Origin of the sequence: Humibacillus xanthopallidus, from assembly GCF_006717145.1 — a bacterium.
GTDB lineage: Bacteria > Actinomycetota > Actinomycetes > Actinomycetales > Dermatophilaceae > Humibacillus > Humibacillus xanthopallidus.
The window spans coordinates 791,586-806,077 of record NZ_VFQF01000002.1 but is presented as its reverse complement, the minus strand read 5'-3'; the positions used below and the strand labels follow the sequence as shown (position 1 = coordinate 806,077).

Genomic DNA, 14,492 nt, shown 5'->3' with positions numbered 1-14,492 from the left:
CAGGATCGGGGGCATGCAGCTCTCCGAGGTCGTCGACACCGCGCGCGCCGTGGCCGCGACCAGCTCTCGCACGGCCAAGGTCGAGGCGCTCGCCGCCTGCCTGCGCCGGGCGGCGCTCGACGGTCCCGAGGTCATCGAGGTCGTCGCTGCCCACCTGTCCGGGGTGCTGCCGCAGCGACGCATCGGCGTCAGCTGGCGAGGGCTGCAGAGCCTGCCCGAGCCGGCGGCCGATCCCTGCCTCACGGTCGAGGAGGTCGACGCGGCCGCCACGACCATCGCTCGCATCACCGGATCCGGCTCTGCGGCAACGCGATCCGCTGCCGTCCGCGACCTCTTCGGACGTGCCACCGCCGACGAGCAGACGTGGCTGCGCGGCCTCATCACCGGCGAGACGCGACAGGGCGCCGGCGACGGCGTCATGCTCCAGGCGATCGCCCGGGCGGCCGATGTGCCCGATGCAGCCGTCCGCCGCGCGGTCATGCTCGCGGGCTTCGCGGGACCCGTGGCCCGAGCAGCCCTCACCGGCGGCTCGGAAGCGCTCGAGGCCCTGACCCTCGAGGTGGGGCGGCCCCTGCGGCCGATGCTCGCCGGCTCCGCCCCCGACGTCGCGGCGGCGCTCGCCACGCTCGGAGGTGAGGTCGTCGTCGAGACCAAGCTGGACGGCATACGGCTGCAGGCGCACGTCGACAACCGCACGAGCCCGGGCAGCGTGCGCCTCTTCACCCGCACGCTCGACGAGGTGACCGACCGCATGCCCGAGATCACCGAGGCGCTCGCTGCGCTCGACGTCGAGACGCTCGTGCTCGACGGGGAAGTCATCGCCCTCGCCGAGGGCGGCCGTCCGCAGCCCTTCCAGGTCACGGGTGCGCGCACGGCGAGCAGCGCGGACGTCGCGCGGCTGCGCGAGGAGGTGCCGCTCACGCCCTACTTCTTCGACGTGCTGCACCTCGACGGCGCGGACCTTCTCGACGAGCCCGCCCGGGTGCGTTGGCAGCACCTCGCGCGCACGGTGCCCCCGGCGTGGCTCGTGCCGCGCGAGCGCACCGACGACCCCGAGCGCGCCCAGCAGTTCTTCACCGACCTCGTCGCGGCGGGCCACGAGGGCGTCGTCGTCAAGGACCCCGCGCTGCCGTATGCCGCCGGTCGGCGCGGTCCCGGGTGGGTCAAGGTCAAGCCCCGGCACACCCTCGACCTCGTCGTGCTCGCCGTCGAGTGGGGCAGCGGGCGCCGCAAGGGGTGGCTCTCCAACATCCACCTCGGGGCGCGCGACGCCGAGACCGGTGAGCTCGTGATGCTCGGCAAGACCTTCAAGGGGATGACTGACGGGATGCTCACGTGGCAGACCGAGCGCTTCCGCGAGCTCGCCGTCGACGACGCCGATGACAGCACGTGGGTCGTCCGGGTTCGCCCCGAGCAGGTCGTCGAGATCGCCTTCGACGGCGTGCAGCGGTCCACGCGCTATCCCGGCGGCATGGCGCTGCGCTTCGCCCGGGTGCTGCGCTACCGAGACGACAAGCCGGTCTCCGAGATCGACACGGTGCAGGCGGTGAGGTCGCTCGCCGGATGGTGACGCCATCGTGATCCGCATTCACCGTGCCAGATCCCACGCGTCACGCTAGCCTCATTGGTCACACGGTGCCGACGGCGCCCTGTGCCACGAGAGTCCCCGGCATGGTCGGCAGGGGCCGGTTCGGAACGGTGGCTGACGCGAAGGGTGGCGACATGCCCACTCCCCGGCGACAGTTCCTGCTTCTCGCTGCCGCGGCGGGGTTGGTGCTCGGCGGTGGTGGGCCGGCGCCGGCCCTCGCAGCCGATGCGGCGACCCCCTTCGGCCCCGCTGCGGTCGGCTCCTTGGAGTCATCAGCGTCACCAGCAGCGCCAGCGGCGCCAGCGGCGCCGGGCAACGGAAAGCACGTCAGCTACCGCGGCGTGAGCCTCGACGTTCCGAGCGACTGGCAGGTCGTCGACCTCGCGGCCGACCCGACCCGGTGCGTCCGGCTCGACGTCAAAGCCGTCTACCTCGGCGACCCCGGCCCCCAGCAGGACTGCCCGGCGCACCTCGTCGGACGGGCCGAGACGATCCAGCTGCGCCCCGCCTCCGCACAGCGCCTCGCCGCGAAGACGTCGCGGCCCACGACCGTGGGACGGCTGGCGGCTCGCACCGGCACCAACCCGGAGGGGCGCACGAAGCAGGTGTGGTTCACGAGCCCGGACGTCGAGGCGGAGGTCTCCTGGGGCACCGACGAGGCAGCCGTCGACGCCGTGCTGGCCTCGGCGACGTCCACCACCTCGACCTCGACCTCAACGAAGCCCGGCCCGGCCACGCCTCCGCAGGCCACCTCCGGGGCCGCCGCATCGGCGCGCACGACGACGAACGCTCCCCTCACCGTCAGCCGGAGCCTCGCGGGCGACCCGCGAGGTGCCCTGGCCCCGACGCTCTCCACGGCCACGAGCCTCCCGACCGCCACGGCCACCGCAGCCGCCGCAGCCGCCGCAGCCGCCACGACCTTCACCGGGATGGGCTTCGACACCTGTGCGGCCCCGTCGGTGTCGACGATGCAGTCCTGGTTCTCGTCCTCGCCCTACCGGGCGGCAGGGATCTACATCGGCGGCTCCCAGCGCGCCTGCCCGGACGGCAACCTCAGCGCGTCCTGGGTGAGCCAGACGACCTCGATGGGCTGGGGGCTCATCCCCATCTACGTCGGGGTGCAGGCGCCGTGCGTCAACCAGACCGGCCTGTCCACCATCGACCCGAGCAGGGCTGCCGCACAGGGCAAGGCGAGCGCCGACGACGCGGTGGGCCGCGCCCAGTCGTTCGGCCTCGGCGCCGGGACGCCGATCTACTACGACATGGAGGGATACCGCAGCTCCGACACCGCCTGTGTGCAGACCGTGCTGACCTTCATGTCGGCGTGGACGGCCGAGCTGCACGCCCTCGGCTACCTCTCGGGCGCCTACGGCAGCACCTCCTCGCTCATGGTCGACATGTCCAACGCGATCGCCGCCGGCACGAGCGGCTTCGTCCCGCCCGACGACGTGTGGTTCGCCCACTGGAACGGCCTCCAGAACCTCTCCGACTCGGCCTCCTACCCGGCGTTCAAGGACATCTACTGGTCGCGGGGCCAGCGGCTGCACCAGTACGACAACCTCACCGAGACCTGGGGAGGGGTCAGCATCAACATCGACGCGAACTGGCTCGGCGGCCAGGTCGCCGGCTCCCCCGTGCCGGTGAGCTACGGCACCAACGTCTTCGGGCCGGGCGGCACGTCCTTCGTCTTCACCGGCAGCATGTCCTACTGGAAGCCCAACCCGGGTCAGGGCCTCCGCGGCCGCGCGTACGCGACCTACTCGGGTGGCACCACGGAGTCCAACGGAGCGACGTGGTCTCCCCAACTGCCGCCGGGCACGTATGCCGTGAGCGCCTACATCCCGGCCACCCGCGCCACCGCGACCGTGCCCTACACGATCAAGGACGCGAACGGCTCGGTCGTCAGGACGGTGAACCAGTCCACGGTGACCGGCTACGTCGCGCTCGGCAGCTTCGTCACGCGCGCGGGCAGCCCGATCACGGTCCACCTCGCCGACAACGGCCCGAGCCCGTCGACCGCTCAGGTGGGCGCCGACGCGATGTCGTTCCAGCTCGTGGCCAACGCCCCGTCTGCGCCCACGTCGGTCTCGGCCGTGCCCGGCGACCGCCGCGCGACGGTCCGGTGGAGCGCAGCCGCCGACAACGGGAGCCCGATCACGGCCTACACCGTGACCGCGTCACCCGGCGGTGCGACGGTGACCGTCGCCGGCACGGCCACCACGGCGGTTGTCACCGGACTGACGAACGGGACCGCCTACACGTTCACCGTCAGGGCGAAGAACGCTGCCGGCACCGGACCGGCCTCGTCGCCGTCGGCTCCCGTCACGCCGCTCCCGCACGGCCACCTCGTCCCCGTCGCCCCGGTGCGGCTGCTCGACACCCGCTACGGCACGGCGACGAACCCGGTCAGGCTCGCGCTCGCGCCGTGGGGCTCGATCACCGTCAAGGTCGCCGGCGTCACCGGCTCCCCCGTCCCCTCCGGCGCGCAGGCCGCGGCGATCAACCTCACCGCCACAGCGCCGACGGCCACAGGGTTCCTCACCGCCGACTCCACTGCGAGCGGTGGCACGTCCACCGCCAACTTCACCGCCGGCAAGACGGTGGCCAACCTCGTCGTCACCCGCCTGTCCGCGACCGGCACGATGACGGTCGTCAACCGCTCGGGCGGCTCCGTCCAGGTCATCGCCGACGTCGAGGGCTACATCACCGCGACCGGCACGACGAGCACGTGGGTCTCTCCCGCGCCCGTCCGCATCCTCGACACCCGCACGGGCACCGCGACCAACCCGGTCAAGGCTGCCATCGCGCCCGGAGCATCGCTCACCGTCAAGATCGCCGGCGTCGCAGGCTCCCCCGTCCCGTCCGGAGCCACGGCCGCGGCCATCAACCTCACCGCCACGGCGCCCACCGCGTCCGGCTACCTCACGGCCGACTCCACCGCGGGCGGAGGCACGTCCACGGCCAACTTCGCTGCCGGCCAGACCGTCGCCAACCTAGTCATCACCCGCCTCGCGAGCAACGGCACGATGACGATCGTCAACCACTCGAGGGGTACCGTCCACGTCGTCGCCGACGTCGGCGGCTACCTCAGCCCCACCGGCGCGACCAACCAGTGGGTCTCGCCGACTCCCGTGCGCCTGCTCGACACCCGCGTCGGCACGGCGCCGAACCCGGTCAAGACGGCCCTCGCGCCCGGAGCCTCGCTCACCGTCAAGGTCGCCGGGGTCGCCGGCTCCCCCGTGCCCGCCGGGGCCACCTCCGCCTCGGTCAACCTCACCGCCACGGCCCCGACCGCCGCCGGCTTCCTCACCGCGGACTCCACCGCGAGCGGAGGCACCTCCACGGCCAACTTCACGACCGGCCAGACCGTCGCCAACCTCGTCATCACCCGTCTCGCGAGCAACGGCACGATGACGATCGTCAACCGCTCCAGCGGCACGGTCCAGGTCGTCGCCGACGTCGAAGGCTATCTGCACTGACCCCGGAGGCCCGCCGCCACCACATCCCCGGCCGGACGGCATACCGCGGCCCGTCGACGGTGGTGCCCGCCCAGCCCGGCCAGCCCCACAAGCCCGGACGTGGGGCCTGGCTGCCGCCCTTACTAGGCTCGACCGGAACCATCCGAACCGCACCGCCGGAGAGCACCATGTCTGAGCACGACCCCCACCGTCCCGGCCTCGGCTCGATGCCCCACGACGGCGGCACCGCCTTCCGCGTCTGGGCCCCCAACGCCGACGCCGTCTCCGTGACCGGCAGCTTCACCGAGTGGTCGGAGGACGGCCACCCGCTCGAGGCGGAGGACAACGGCCACTGGTACGCCGACGTCGAGGGCGTCGGCCCGGGCGCGGAGTACCAGTTCGTCATCCACAACGGCGACCAACGCCTCATGCGGATCGACCCGCGCGCCCGCGCGGTCACCCACTCCTCGGGCAACGGGATCGTCTACGACCGCGATGCCTTCGACTGGGAGGGCGATGCGTTCGCATGCCCGCCGCACGACGAGCTCGTCATCTACGAGACCCACATCGGCTCGTTCATGGCCGACCCGGGCAACCCCGGTGACCTCGAGGGCGTCGCCGGCAAGCTCGACTACCTCGTCGCGCTCGGCATCAACGCCATCGAGCTCATGCCGGTCGCGGAGTTCGCCGGCGACTACTCGTGGGGCTACAACCCCTCGAACCCCTTCGCGGTCGAGCACACCTACGGCGGCCCCGACCTGCTCAAGGCCTTCGTCCGCGAGGCACACCGCCACGGCATCGCCGTGATCGTCGACGTCGTGCTCAACCACTTCGGGCCGAGCGACCTCGCCCTGTGGCAGTTCGACGGCTGGAGCGAGAACGAGAAGGGCGGCATCTACTTCTACAACGACGAGCGCTCCTCGACGCCCTGGGGTGACACGCGCCCCGACTACGGCCGCGAGCAGGTGCGTGCCTACCTGCACGACAACGCGCTCATGTGGTTCGACGAGTACCACATGGACGGGCTGCGCTTCGACGCCACGCTCTACATCCGCACCATCGACGGGCTCGGCACGGGCGACCTGCCGGAGGGCTGGGACGTCATGCAGGCGATCACGTCGAGCGTGCGCGAGACCCGCCCCGACAAGATCCTCATCGCCGAGGACCTCCAGAACGACCCGGCGCTGACGACGTTCGGCGACGGGGGCGCCGGCTTCCACGCGCAGTGGGACGCCGGCTTCGTCCACCCCGTGCGTCAGGCGCTCACGGCCGTCGACGACGGCGACCGGTCGATGACCGAGCTCGCCGAGGCCATCGGGGCCGACGACAACCCGTTCGCGCGCATCATCTACACCGAGAGCCACGACGAGGTGGCCAACGGCAAGCTGCGCCTCACCCACGAGATCGACAGCGGCGACCCTGGCGGCTGGGCCGCCCAGAAGCGCGCCACGCTCGGACTGTGCATCGCCCTCACCGGCCACGGCATCCCGATGCTCTTCCAGGGCCAGGAGTTCCTCGAGGACGAGTGGTTCCGCGACGACGTGCCGCTCGACTGGGAGCGCGCCGAGAAGTTCCGCGACATCGTGCGCCTCGCGCGCGACCTCATCCGCCTGCGCCGCAACGCCGACGGCACCTCGGCGGGCCTCACGGGCAACGTCTTCGCGCAGCTGCACGTCGACGACGAGGCCAAGACCCTCTCGTGGGCGCGCTCCCGTGACGAGGAGGTCGCCGTCGTCGTCGTCAACGCGAGCGCCGAGCCGCGCGACATCACGACGCCGCTGCCGGGCGGGGGCCACTGGGCGGTCCGCTTCAACTCAGACGCCTCGACCTACAGCGCCCTCTTCGCCGGGCACGAGACCGACGACGTCGACGCCGTCGACGACCCCGACGACGACCAGCCGCCCCAGGGCACGGTCTCGGTCGGCGCCTACTCCCTCGTGGTCCTCACGCGCGCCTGAGCGAGGCTGCTGGGCGCCCGCAGTGGCGCCGGCCCGATGTGACGTATGCCGCCCGGCTTCCTCGGAGGTCGGGCGGCATACCGCGTCTAGCGTGGAAGGGGGACCATCCTCTCGCAGACAGGAGCGCCCCATGAGTGCCACAACGACACGTACAGTCACCAACACCCACGCTCCGACGACGTCCACGGTGTCGGTCAGCCACCTCGGCGGTGACCGGTTCGAGATCGAGGTGCGCGGTCACCGCATCCGCGTCGACCAACCCGAGGCCATGGGCGGCGAGGACACTGCGCCCACACCGACCGAGCTCTTCGTCGCGAGCCTCGCCTCGTGCTCGGCGTTCTATGCACGCCGCTACCTCTCGCGGCACGACCTGCCGGTCGAGGGGCTGCGCGTCGAGACGAGCTACGTCATGGGGAAGTCGCCGTCGCGCGTCGCGGGCTTCGACGTCCGCGTGCACCTGCCGGCGGGTGTGCCGGAGAGCCGGCACCAGGCGCTGCTCGCGATGATCGACCGCTGCACGGTGCACAGCACGCTCACACACGAGCCGGACGTGAGCATCGCACTCGTTCCCTGAGCGCGCCATCGGTCGCCATCTCGTGCGACCGGATGGACGTCGCCTTCGGCACGGGCTCCAATCCGCATCTCGTGACGCTCCGAACCACCATCAGGTGGCCGCCGCCCTGCTGAGGGGTCGGGCGCCGACCACCTGGCCACACGGCATACGCCGTCGGCCGCGTCGCGCGCCCGACCGAGCCCCGGGGTGCGCGACAGTGCCCACCCGACCGAACGGTCGGGTGGGCACTCGTGCGTCGTGACCCCCGGCGGGGTCAGCTGTGGGTCAGCGCAGCGGGTCGAAGGGGGCCAGCTCGGCCGGGGCGACGCCGGTGACGATCTGCTCGGCGAGGAGGCGACCCGTGACGGGGCCGAGGGTGATGCCCCACATGCCGTGGCCGCCGGCGACGAAGACCCGGGAGCTCTTCGTCGCGCCGATGAGCGGCAGGCCGTCGACGGTGCAGGGGCGCGAGCCGACCCACTCGTCCTGACGATGGTCGAGGTCGGCGCCCTTGAGCAGGGGACGGGCGGCCTCGACGATGGCCGTGATGCGGCGCTGGTCGAGCGCGGCCTCGGGCTTGCGGAACTCCATCATGCCGGCGACGCGGAGCCGGTCGCCGACGGGCGTGCACGCGACGCGAGCGGCCGGGAAGTAGACCGGGCCGTTGGGCAGGTCGTCGACGGCGACGCTGAAGGAGTAGCCCCGGCCGGCCTGCACGACGCGCTTGACGCCGAACTCTCGGGCCATCTGGCCGAGCCACGCCCCGGTGGCGACGACGACGGCGTCGTACTCCTCGCTGACCCCGAAGTCGTTCGTGACGAGCACGCCCGTCGCGGTGTCCGTGAGGCGCTCGATGGCGCTGCCGGTGAGGATCTTGCCGCCGCGGGCGATGACCGAGTCGGCGAGGGCCGCGACGTAGGCGCCGGGGTTGATGAAGCGCTGCCCGTGGAGCACGATCGCGGCGCCGATGTTGTCGGAGAGCGCGGGCTCGATCGAGCGGGCCTCGTCGCCGGTCAGCACGTCGAAGGTGATGTCGCCGCCGGAGGCGTGGATGTGCTCGATCTCCTCGAGGAGGGTCTCGCGCTCGGCAGCCGTGCGGTAGGCGGCCGTGAACGACTTCGCCTCGTAGGTCTCGGCGTCGACGCCACCGTCACGCAGCAGGTCGAAGCTCTGGAGCGACAGGTCGTTGACGGGCACGAGCGAACCCATGGCCTTCTTCCACGCCTTCATCGTGCTGTGGCGGGTGAAGCCGGTGACGAACTTGAGGAAGTCGGGCTTCGCGCTCGGCGGCACGTAGACGGGCGAGCTCGGGCTGAGGACCGCGCGCAGGCCGTACTTCAGCACGGCGGGCTCGGGCAGCGGCGTCGCGATGCCGGGGGTCAGCCAGCCCGCGTTGCCCCAGGACGCGCCGGCGGCCACGCCATCGCGGTCGATGACCGTCACCTCGACGCCGCGCTCCTGGAGGAACCACGCCGTGGCGAGGCCGACCATGCCGGCGCCGACGACGGCGATGCGCTGGGGGGCGGGTGAACCGGCGGGGGTGACAGCGGCCATGGGGTCGACTCCTGGTGTCGGCTGGGGTGTGGATCGTGCTACGTCCATGGTGAGGTCGGGGCGATGCTCGACCTTGGTGCTGCGGCGCCAAGCTTTTCGACGGTCGTTGTGCTGTCGGCACCACCGCATGCCACCATCGAGGTATGCCGCCCACCCCCGCACGCTCGTCGGCTCGCTCCGCCACCCGCACGTCGTCGACCACGCCGTTCGGGCTGCCCGTCCACCAGCTCGTCGGCACGCTCGGCGGCGGCCTGCTGACCGTCGTCGTCGAGACCGGCCCGGCCACGATCGACGACGTCACGCTCGCCGAGCCGGGCTCCGGTGTCTACGGACAGGCGGGCGACCTGCTGCTCGGGGTCGGCGTCGACCGGCCGGCTGATGCCGCTGCCCTCCTCGAGCGCGCCGCCGAGGTGGGCTGCACCGCCGTCGTGCTGCGGCGGGTGGCGACCCGCAACCCGCAGGTGCGCGCGGCCGCGGCCCGCTTCGGCGTCGGTCTGGTCGAGCTGGCCGACCACGCTTCGTGGGCACACGTCGTGTGGTTGCTGCGCGGGGTGCTCGACCGGGCCGCGAGCGGGCCGTCCCTGCGCGCCGAGGGCCCGGTGCTCGACGAGCTCTTCGCCCTCGCCGATGCGTGCGCGGCCCTCGTCGGAGCCCCCGTCACCATCGAGGACACGCAGTCACGGGTGCTCGCCTACTCCTCGACGCAGGACGTCGCCGACCCGGCGCGGCTCTCGACCATCGTCGGGCGGCGCGTGCCGGACGAGGTGATCGCCTCGCTGCGCGGACGCGGGGTCTTCCGCCGGCTCGCACGGTCCGAGGAGCCCTTCTTCGTCGCCGCCGGTCGCGGCCTGCGTGCGCGGCTCGTCGTGCCGGTGCGGGCCGGCACCGAGTGGCTCGGCTCGATCTGGGCCGTCGTCGACGAGGAGCCGGCCGAGCCGGTGCTGCGGTCGCTGCGCCAGACCGCGTCGGTCGTGGCCCTGCACCTGCTGCGGATGCGCTCGCAGGCAGACCTAGCGCGACGTGTCATGAGCGACCGGCTCCGCGCCGTGCTGAGCGGCGACGTGGTCGAGGCGGAAGGGTGGCTCCCCCCTCCGCCGTGGCGCGTGGTCGTGCTCGCCGGGGCCCATGACGGCCCGGGAGCGGCCGCCGGCTCCCCCGCACGAGTGGACCCCGAGCGTGAGCTCGACGTGTGGGAGTCGGCGGCCAGGCGCCGCTCCTGGCGCCAGCCCCTGCTCTCGATCTTCGACGGCGTGCCGCTCACGCTCGTGCGTGACGTGCCCGGTGACACCTCACCCGGCACGTGGGAATGGCTCCTCGCGGTCGTCGAGGAGGTTGCGGTCACCACACCGACCGCGACGGCGAGTGCCGGTGGCTCCGTCAGCCGGCCCGCCGACCTCGACCGCTCGCGGCGCGAGGCGACGGAGGTGCAGCGGCTGCGCGAGGCGGGGCGCATCACCGGCACGACGACCACCGTCGAGCACGCCTGGGCGGCGGTGACGACCGCTCGCGCCCTCGGTGGCATCTGGACCGAGGAGCTGCTCGGTCCGGTCGGGGTCCTCCAGGCGCACGACGCCGTGCACCAGTCGGCCTACCTCGAGACGGTCGCCGCCTGGCTGGACCACCCCGGCGACCCGCGCGAGGCCGCCAGGACATTGCACGTGCACCCCAACACCCTGCGCTACCGGATGACGCGGCTGTCCGATGTCGTCGACCTCGACCTGCACGACCCCGAGACCCGGCTCGCCCTGCGCCTCCAGCTGAGGGCACTCGGTCACTGAGGTGCGCCCGTCGGTCGACCCCCGCTGGGGGCCGGGCGGCTCTACCTTTGGGGGGTGGACGACCAGGCCGGTCCCTTGCCCCACGACCTCCAGCAACCGCCGCCGCAGGCGTGGATGCCGCGCGCCGAGTTCGAGCGGATCTTCGGACCACAGCTCTCGTGGACCCCGACGGAGGCCCGCGACGTCCTCGCCGGCCTGGGTGGCCAGGACGGGCAGGACGGGCAAGGCCACGTGGACGGGCTCGGTGTGCCGTGGTGGGTCGCCGGCGGCTGGGCGGTCGAGGCCTTCACCGGTGTCGTCCGCGAGCACGAGGACATCGACCTGTCGGTGTTCCGACGCGACCTGCCGGCCGTGCGCCGGCACCTGGAGAGCGACTGGCACCTCTGGGCAGCCTCGGAGCAGGGGCTGGTGCACCTGGCGCCGGGACGCGAGATGCCCGAGCACGCCGAGCAGGTCTGGGTGCGCGAGCACGCGCTGGCCCCGTGGCGCGGCGAGCTCGTGCTCAACCCGGACGTCGACGGTCGCTGGCAGTTCAAGCGGGACGCGTCGGTCGTCCTCCCCCTGGACGAGGCGACGTGGGAGCACGACGGCATCCGCTACCTGCGCCCCGAGCTCGTGCTCGCCCACAAGGTGAGCAACACCCGACCCAAGGACGACGCAGACCTCCGGGCCGCGCTTCCGCTGCTCGATGCCGCCCAACGCAGCTGGCTCTCGGGCTTCGTCACCCGACACGCCCCCGCTCACCCGTGGCGTCAGCTGCTCTGACCGGCCGCGCTCACGCCGCGGGCGAGGCTCACGACGACGCGCCGACCGCGACTCACGACTCGCCGAGATGCACCGTTCCGTCGTGGTCGACCCGGAAGCTCGGGTTGAACACGAAGTCCCACCGGAAGCCGTCGAGGTCGGCCACGCACGCGCTCACCCCTCCCCAGTCGCGGTCCTGCGGCGCAGCGACGGAGGTGGCCCCGGCAGCCAGCGCGGCGGCATACAGCTGCTCGACCTCGACGGGTGAGGCCACGTTGTGCCCCAGCGACAGGGGCGGCGCAGCGGGCCCGTGGGCGACGCCGCCGTACTCGCTCGGCATCTGCTCGACGTCCCAGAGCGCGAGCAGCTGCCCCGGAGCGCACTGGACGAAGCTGATCTCGCCGGCCAGGTGCAGCACGAGGCGGAAGCCGAGCCCGTCGACATAGAAGTCGCGCGCTGCCTCGACGTCGCGCACGCCCAGCGTGATGGCGGTGATGGTCGGTCCGGTCGTCATGACCCGACGTTAGGACCCGCCACCGACATCCTGTCCCCGCCCGACGTGTCGGGGGAGGGGCACCCTCGGCGCCCCTCCCCCCGTGTGCGGTGTGTGTCTGCCGCGAGTGGCAGCTGTGTCAGCTGCCGCCCCCGAGCAGCCCGCGGACCTCGGACTCACGGTAGCGACGGTGTCCGCCGAGCGTCCGGATGGACGTCAGCTTTCCGGCTTTCGCCCACCGGGTGACCGTCTTCGGGTCCACTCGGAAGAGCGCTGCGACCTCGGCTGGCGTGAGCAGCTTCTCGGTCTCGTGTCGATCCTGCGTTGTCATTGTCATTTCCCCACCACCCTGTCGCTCGTGCAGCGACACGCATCCAGCCCCAGGGAGAGGCTTAGGTAAAGACAGAGTAAAGTCCCGCGCCTGTGGTTACCGGCCAAACGCCGAAAAGAGACGATTTGGTGTGGATAACTGAGGCGTCGTCCCACGATGTGACGTGCCGGTCACCTGCTGGTGACCTGCTGGACACGAGCCGCCGACGACGACGAGCCGCCGACGCGCTGGGAGGGGCCCATGAGACCGTGGGACGCAGGAGCGGCTCCGCTCATGTAGCGTTAGCCCCACGAGAACACACACATTCCCGGGGCCGCTACGCGGACATCGAAGAGCCACCCGGTTCTCCGACGAGCGATGCCGTCCCGGCACGACGCACGAGGGGGTCACGCCATGGGGCGCGGCCGAGCCAAAGCCAAGCAGACCAAGGTCGCACGGCAGCTCAAGTACTACACACCCGACACGGACTTGAGCGCGCTGGAGCGAGAGCTGCACCGCGACACGTCCAGTCCGGTTCGCGAGCCCGCACGGGTGACCGAGCCGGATGAGTACGACGACTACGGGAAGTGGGCCTCGGGCGAGCGGTGAGCTCTCCCTTTCTCCTTCCCTGCTCCACCTCGTGAGTCGAGTGTCCGCACTCGTCCCGCGATCGGCTGTGCCGGTCCTCAGGTCGTCGGGTGCTGCCCGACGACCTGGACCGAGCCGCCGTCGACGCCCTTCGCGCCCCTGACGACCTCGGTGCCCGCCTCGATGTCGGCACGCTCGAGCGTCGTCACGTCGCCGAGCCGCCACGCAGGTATGCCGCCGGCCCGGCTGAGCTCGATGGCGCGCTCCGCCTGCGCCTCGGGGAGCACCGCCACGAAGCCGATGCCCTGGTTGAGGGTGCGCTCGATGTCGGCCTGCGGCACGCGCCCGAGGTCCTGGATCGTGCGGAAGACCGCGGGCGGTGTCCACGTCGACCGGTCGAGCCGCGCGTAGGTGCCGGCCGGCAGGACCCGCGCGAGGTTGGCGGCGAGGCCGCCACCGGTCACGTGGCTCAGGGCGTGCACGTCGATCCCGTCGGCGGCGATGAGGTCGAGCAGCGGGCGGGTGTAGATCCGCGTCGGCTCGAGCAGCTCCTCGCCGAGGGTGCGGCCGAAGTCGTCGACGTGCCGGTCGAGGGCCCAGCCCGCGCTCTCGATGACGCGGCGCACGAGGCTGTAGCCGTTGCTGTGCAGGCCGCTGCTCGCGAGCGCCACCACGACGTCTCCGTCGGCGACCCGCTGCGGGCCCAGCACGGCGGCATACTCGACGACACCGGTGGCGGCGCCGGCGACGTCGTACTCGTCGGGCTCGAGCAGACCCGGGTGCTCCGCGGTCTCGCCGCCGACGAGGGCGACCCCCGCCTCCTCGCACGCGCGGGCGATGCCGCCGACGATCGCGGCGATGCGCTCGGGCACGACCTTGCCGGTCGCGATGTAGTCGGTCATGAAGAGCGGCTCGGCGCCACAGACGACGATGTCGTCGACGACCATGCCGACGAGGTCGAAGCCGATCGTGTCGTGCTTGTCGAGAGCCTGGGCGATGGCGACCTTGGTACCGACACCGTCGGTGCTCGTCGCGAGGATCGGTCGGCTCATCCGCGCGATCGCGCTGGCGTCGAACATGCCGGCGAACCCGCCGAGCCCGCCGAGCACCTCGGGTCGGGTCGCGCGTCGCACCGACTCCTTCATCAGCTCGACTGCCTTGTCACCCGCCTCGACGTCCACTCCGGCAGAGGCGTAGGTGATGGGGGCATCGCTCACCTGACCCACCCTACCGGCGCCACGGCACGTCCCGATCGAGGTGACCACCCGCGGAGACCACACCACGGCCCCGCCGGCTCTCCTCCAGCCAGCGGAGGAGCAACCCGACCGAATCGAGAGAGCAGTCGGTCGCACGAGGGCGCGCACGCCGACCGCCCCGGCGACGCCACAAAGCCGTGGATGCTGTCGCTCGACGCCGCGACATGACACGCTCCCGCTGACGAGGCGTGTTGTCTCGGATGGTCGAGGAG

The 14,492-nt window shown here is 72.3% G+C and carries 11 protein-coding genes; 7 read left to right on the top strand and 4 right to left on the bottom strand.

The window, feature by feature from the left end; translation table 11 throughout:
• The first annotated feature begins 13 nt into the window (after positions 1-13).
• The 4 genes from FHX52_RS14515 (at position 14) to FHX52_RS14500 (ending at position 7,578) form a co-directional block, all read left to right on the top strand.
• Positions 14-1,570 (top strand): ATP-dependent DNA ligase, encoded by a 1,557-nt coding sequence (locus tag FHX52_RS14515; RefSeq protein WP_141823058.1) that lies wholly within the window; start codon positions 14-16, stop codon positions 1,568-1,570.
• Positions 1,571-1,722: 152 nt separating this feature from the next.
• Positions 1,723-5,067, top strand: a complete 3,345-nt coding sequence (locus tag FHX52_RS14510; protein WP_141823057.1) for a glycoside hydrolase domain-containing protein — start codon at positions 1,723-1,725, stop codon at positions 5,065-5,067.
• A gap of 167 nt (positions 5,068-5,234) precedes the next feature.
• The gene (locus FHX52_RS14505; protein WP_141823056.1) at positions 5,235-7,004 is read left to right on the top strand and encodes an alpha-amylase family glycosyl hydrolase; all 1,770 of its coding nucleotides are present in this window, start codon (positions 5,235-5,237) and stop codon (positions 7,002-7,004) included.
• A 130-nt stretch (positions 7,005-7,134) separates the two neighbouring features.
• The gene (locus tag FHX52_RS14500) at positions 7,135-7,578 is read left to right on the top strand and encodes an OsmC family protein (protein WP_141823055.1); all 444 of its coding nucleotides are present in this window, start codon (positions 7,135-7,137) and stop codon (positions 7,576-7,578) included.
• A 264-nt stretch (positions 7,579-7,842) separates the two neighbouring features.
• Here the strand turns inward: FHX52_RS14500 and FHX52_RS14495 are convergent, their stop codons facing one another.
• A complete protein-coding gene (locus tag FHX52_RS14495) occupies positions 7,843-9,111 on the bottom strand; it encodes an NAD(P)/FAD-dependent oxidoreductase (protein WP_141823054.1) in 1,269 nt (422 codons plus the stop codon).
• A 143-nt stretch (positions 9,112-9,254) separates the two neighbouring features.
• Between FHX52_RS14495 and FHX52_RS14490 the strand changes: the two genes are divergently transcribed.
• Both FHX52_RS14490 and FHX52_RS14485 read left to right on the top strand, forming a co-directional pair.
• Complete coding sequence (locus tag FHX52_RS14490; protein WP_141823053.1) at positions 9,255-10,889, top strand: PucR family transcriptional regulator; 1,635 nt, start codon at positions 9,255-9,257, stop codon at positions 10,887-10,889.
• A 54-nt stretch (positions 10,890-10,943) separates the two neighbouring features.
• Complete coding sequence (locus tag FHX52_RS14485; protein WP_141823052.1) at positions 10,944-11,654, top strand: nucleotidyltransferase domain-containing protein; 711 nt, start codon at positions 10,944-10,946, stop codon at positions 11,652-11,654.
• 52 nt (positions 11,655-11,706) lie between these two features.
• On the opposite strand, the gene FHX52_RS14480 is transcribed toward FHX52_RS14485, so the two are convergent.
• Both FHX52_RS14480 and FHX52_RS14475 read right to left on the bottom strand, forming a co-directional pair.
• Positions 11,707-12,147: a VOC family protein gene (locus tag FHX52_RS14480; RefSeq protein ID WP_141823051.1), complete on the bottom strand. Its 441-nt coding sequence runs from the start codon at positions 12,145-12,147 to the stop codon at positions 11,707-11,709.
• Between the two features lie 118 nt (positions 12,148-12,265).
• Positions 12,266-12,457, bottom strand: a complete 192-nt coding sequence (locus FHX52_RS14475; protein WP_141823717.1) for a BldC family transcriptional regulator — start codon at positions 12,455-12,457, stop codon at positions 12,266-12,268.
• Between the two features lie 393 nt (positions 12,458-12,850).
• Between FHX52_RS14475 and FHX52_RS14470 the strand changes: the two genes are divergently transcribed.
• The gene (locus FHX52_RS14470) at positions 12,851-13,045 is read left to right on the top strand and encodes a DUF3073 domain-containing protein (RefSeq protein WP_141823050.1); all 195 of its coding nucleotides are present in this window, start codon (positions 12,851-12,853) and stop codon (positions 13,043-13,045) included.
• A 77-nt stretch (positions 13,046-13,122) separates the two neighbouring features.
• Here the strand turns inward: FHX52_RS14470 and purM are convergent, their stop codons facing one another.
• Positions 13,123-14,241 carry a phosphoribosylformylglycinamidine cyclo-ligase gene (gene purM, locus FHX52_RS14465; protein WP_141823049.1) on the bottom strand — a complete coding sequence of 373 codons (1,119 nt, stop codon included), beginning with the start codon at positions 14,239-14,241 and terminating at the stop codon, positions 13,123-13,125.
• Positions 14,242-14,492: the final 251 nt, after the last annotated feature.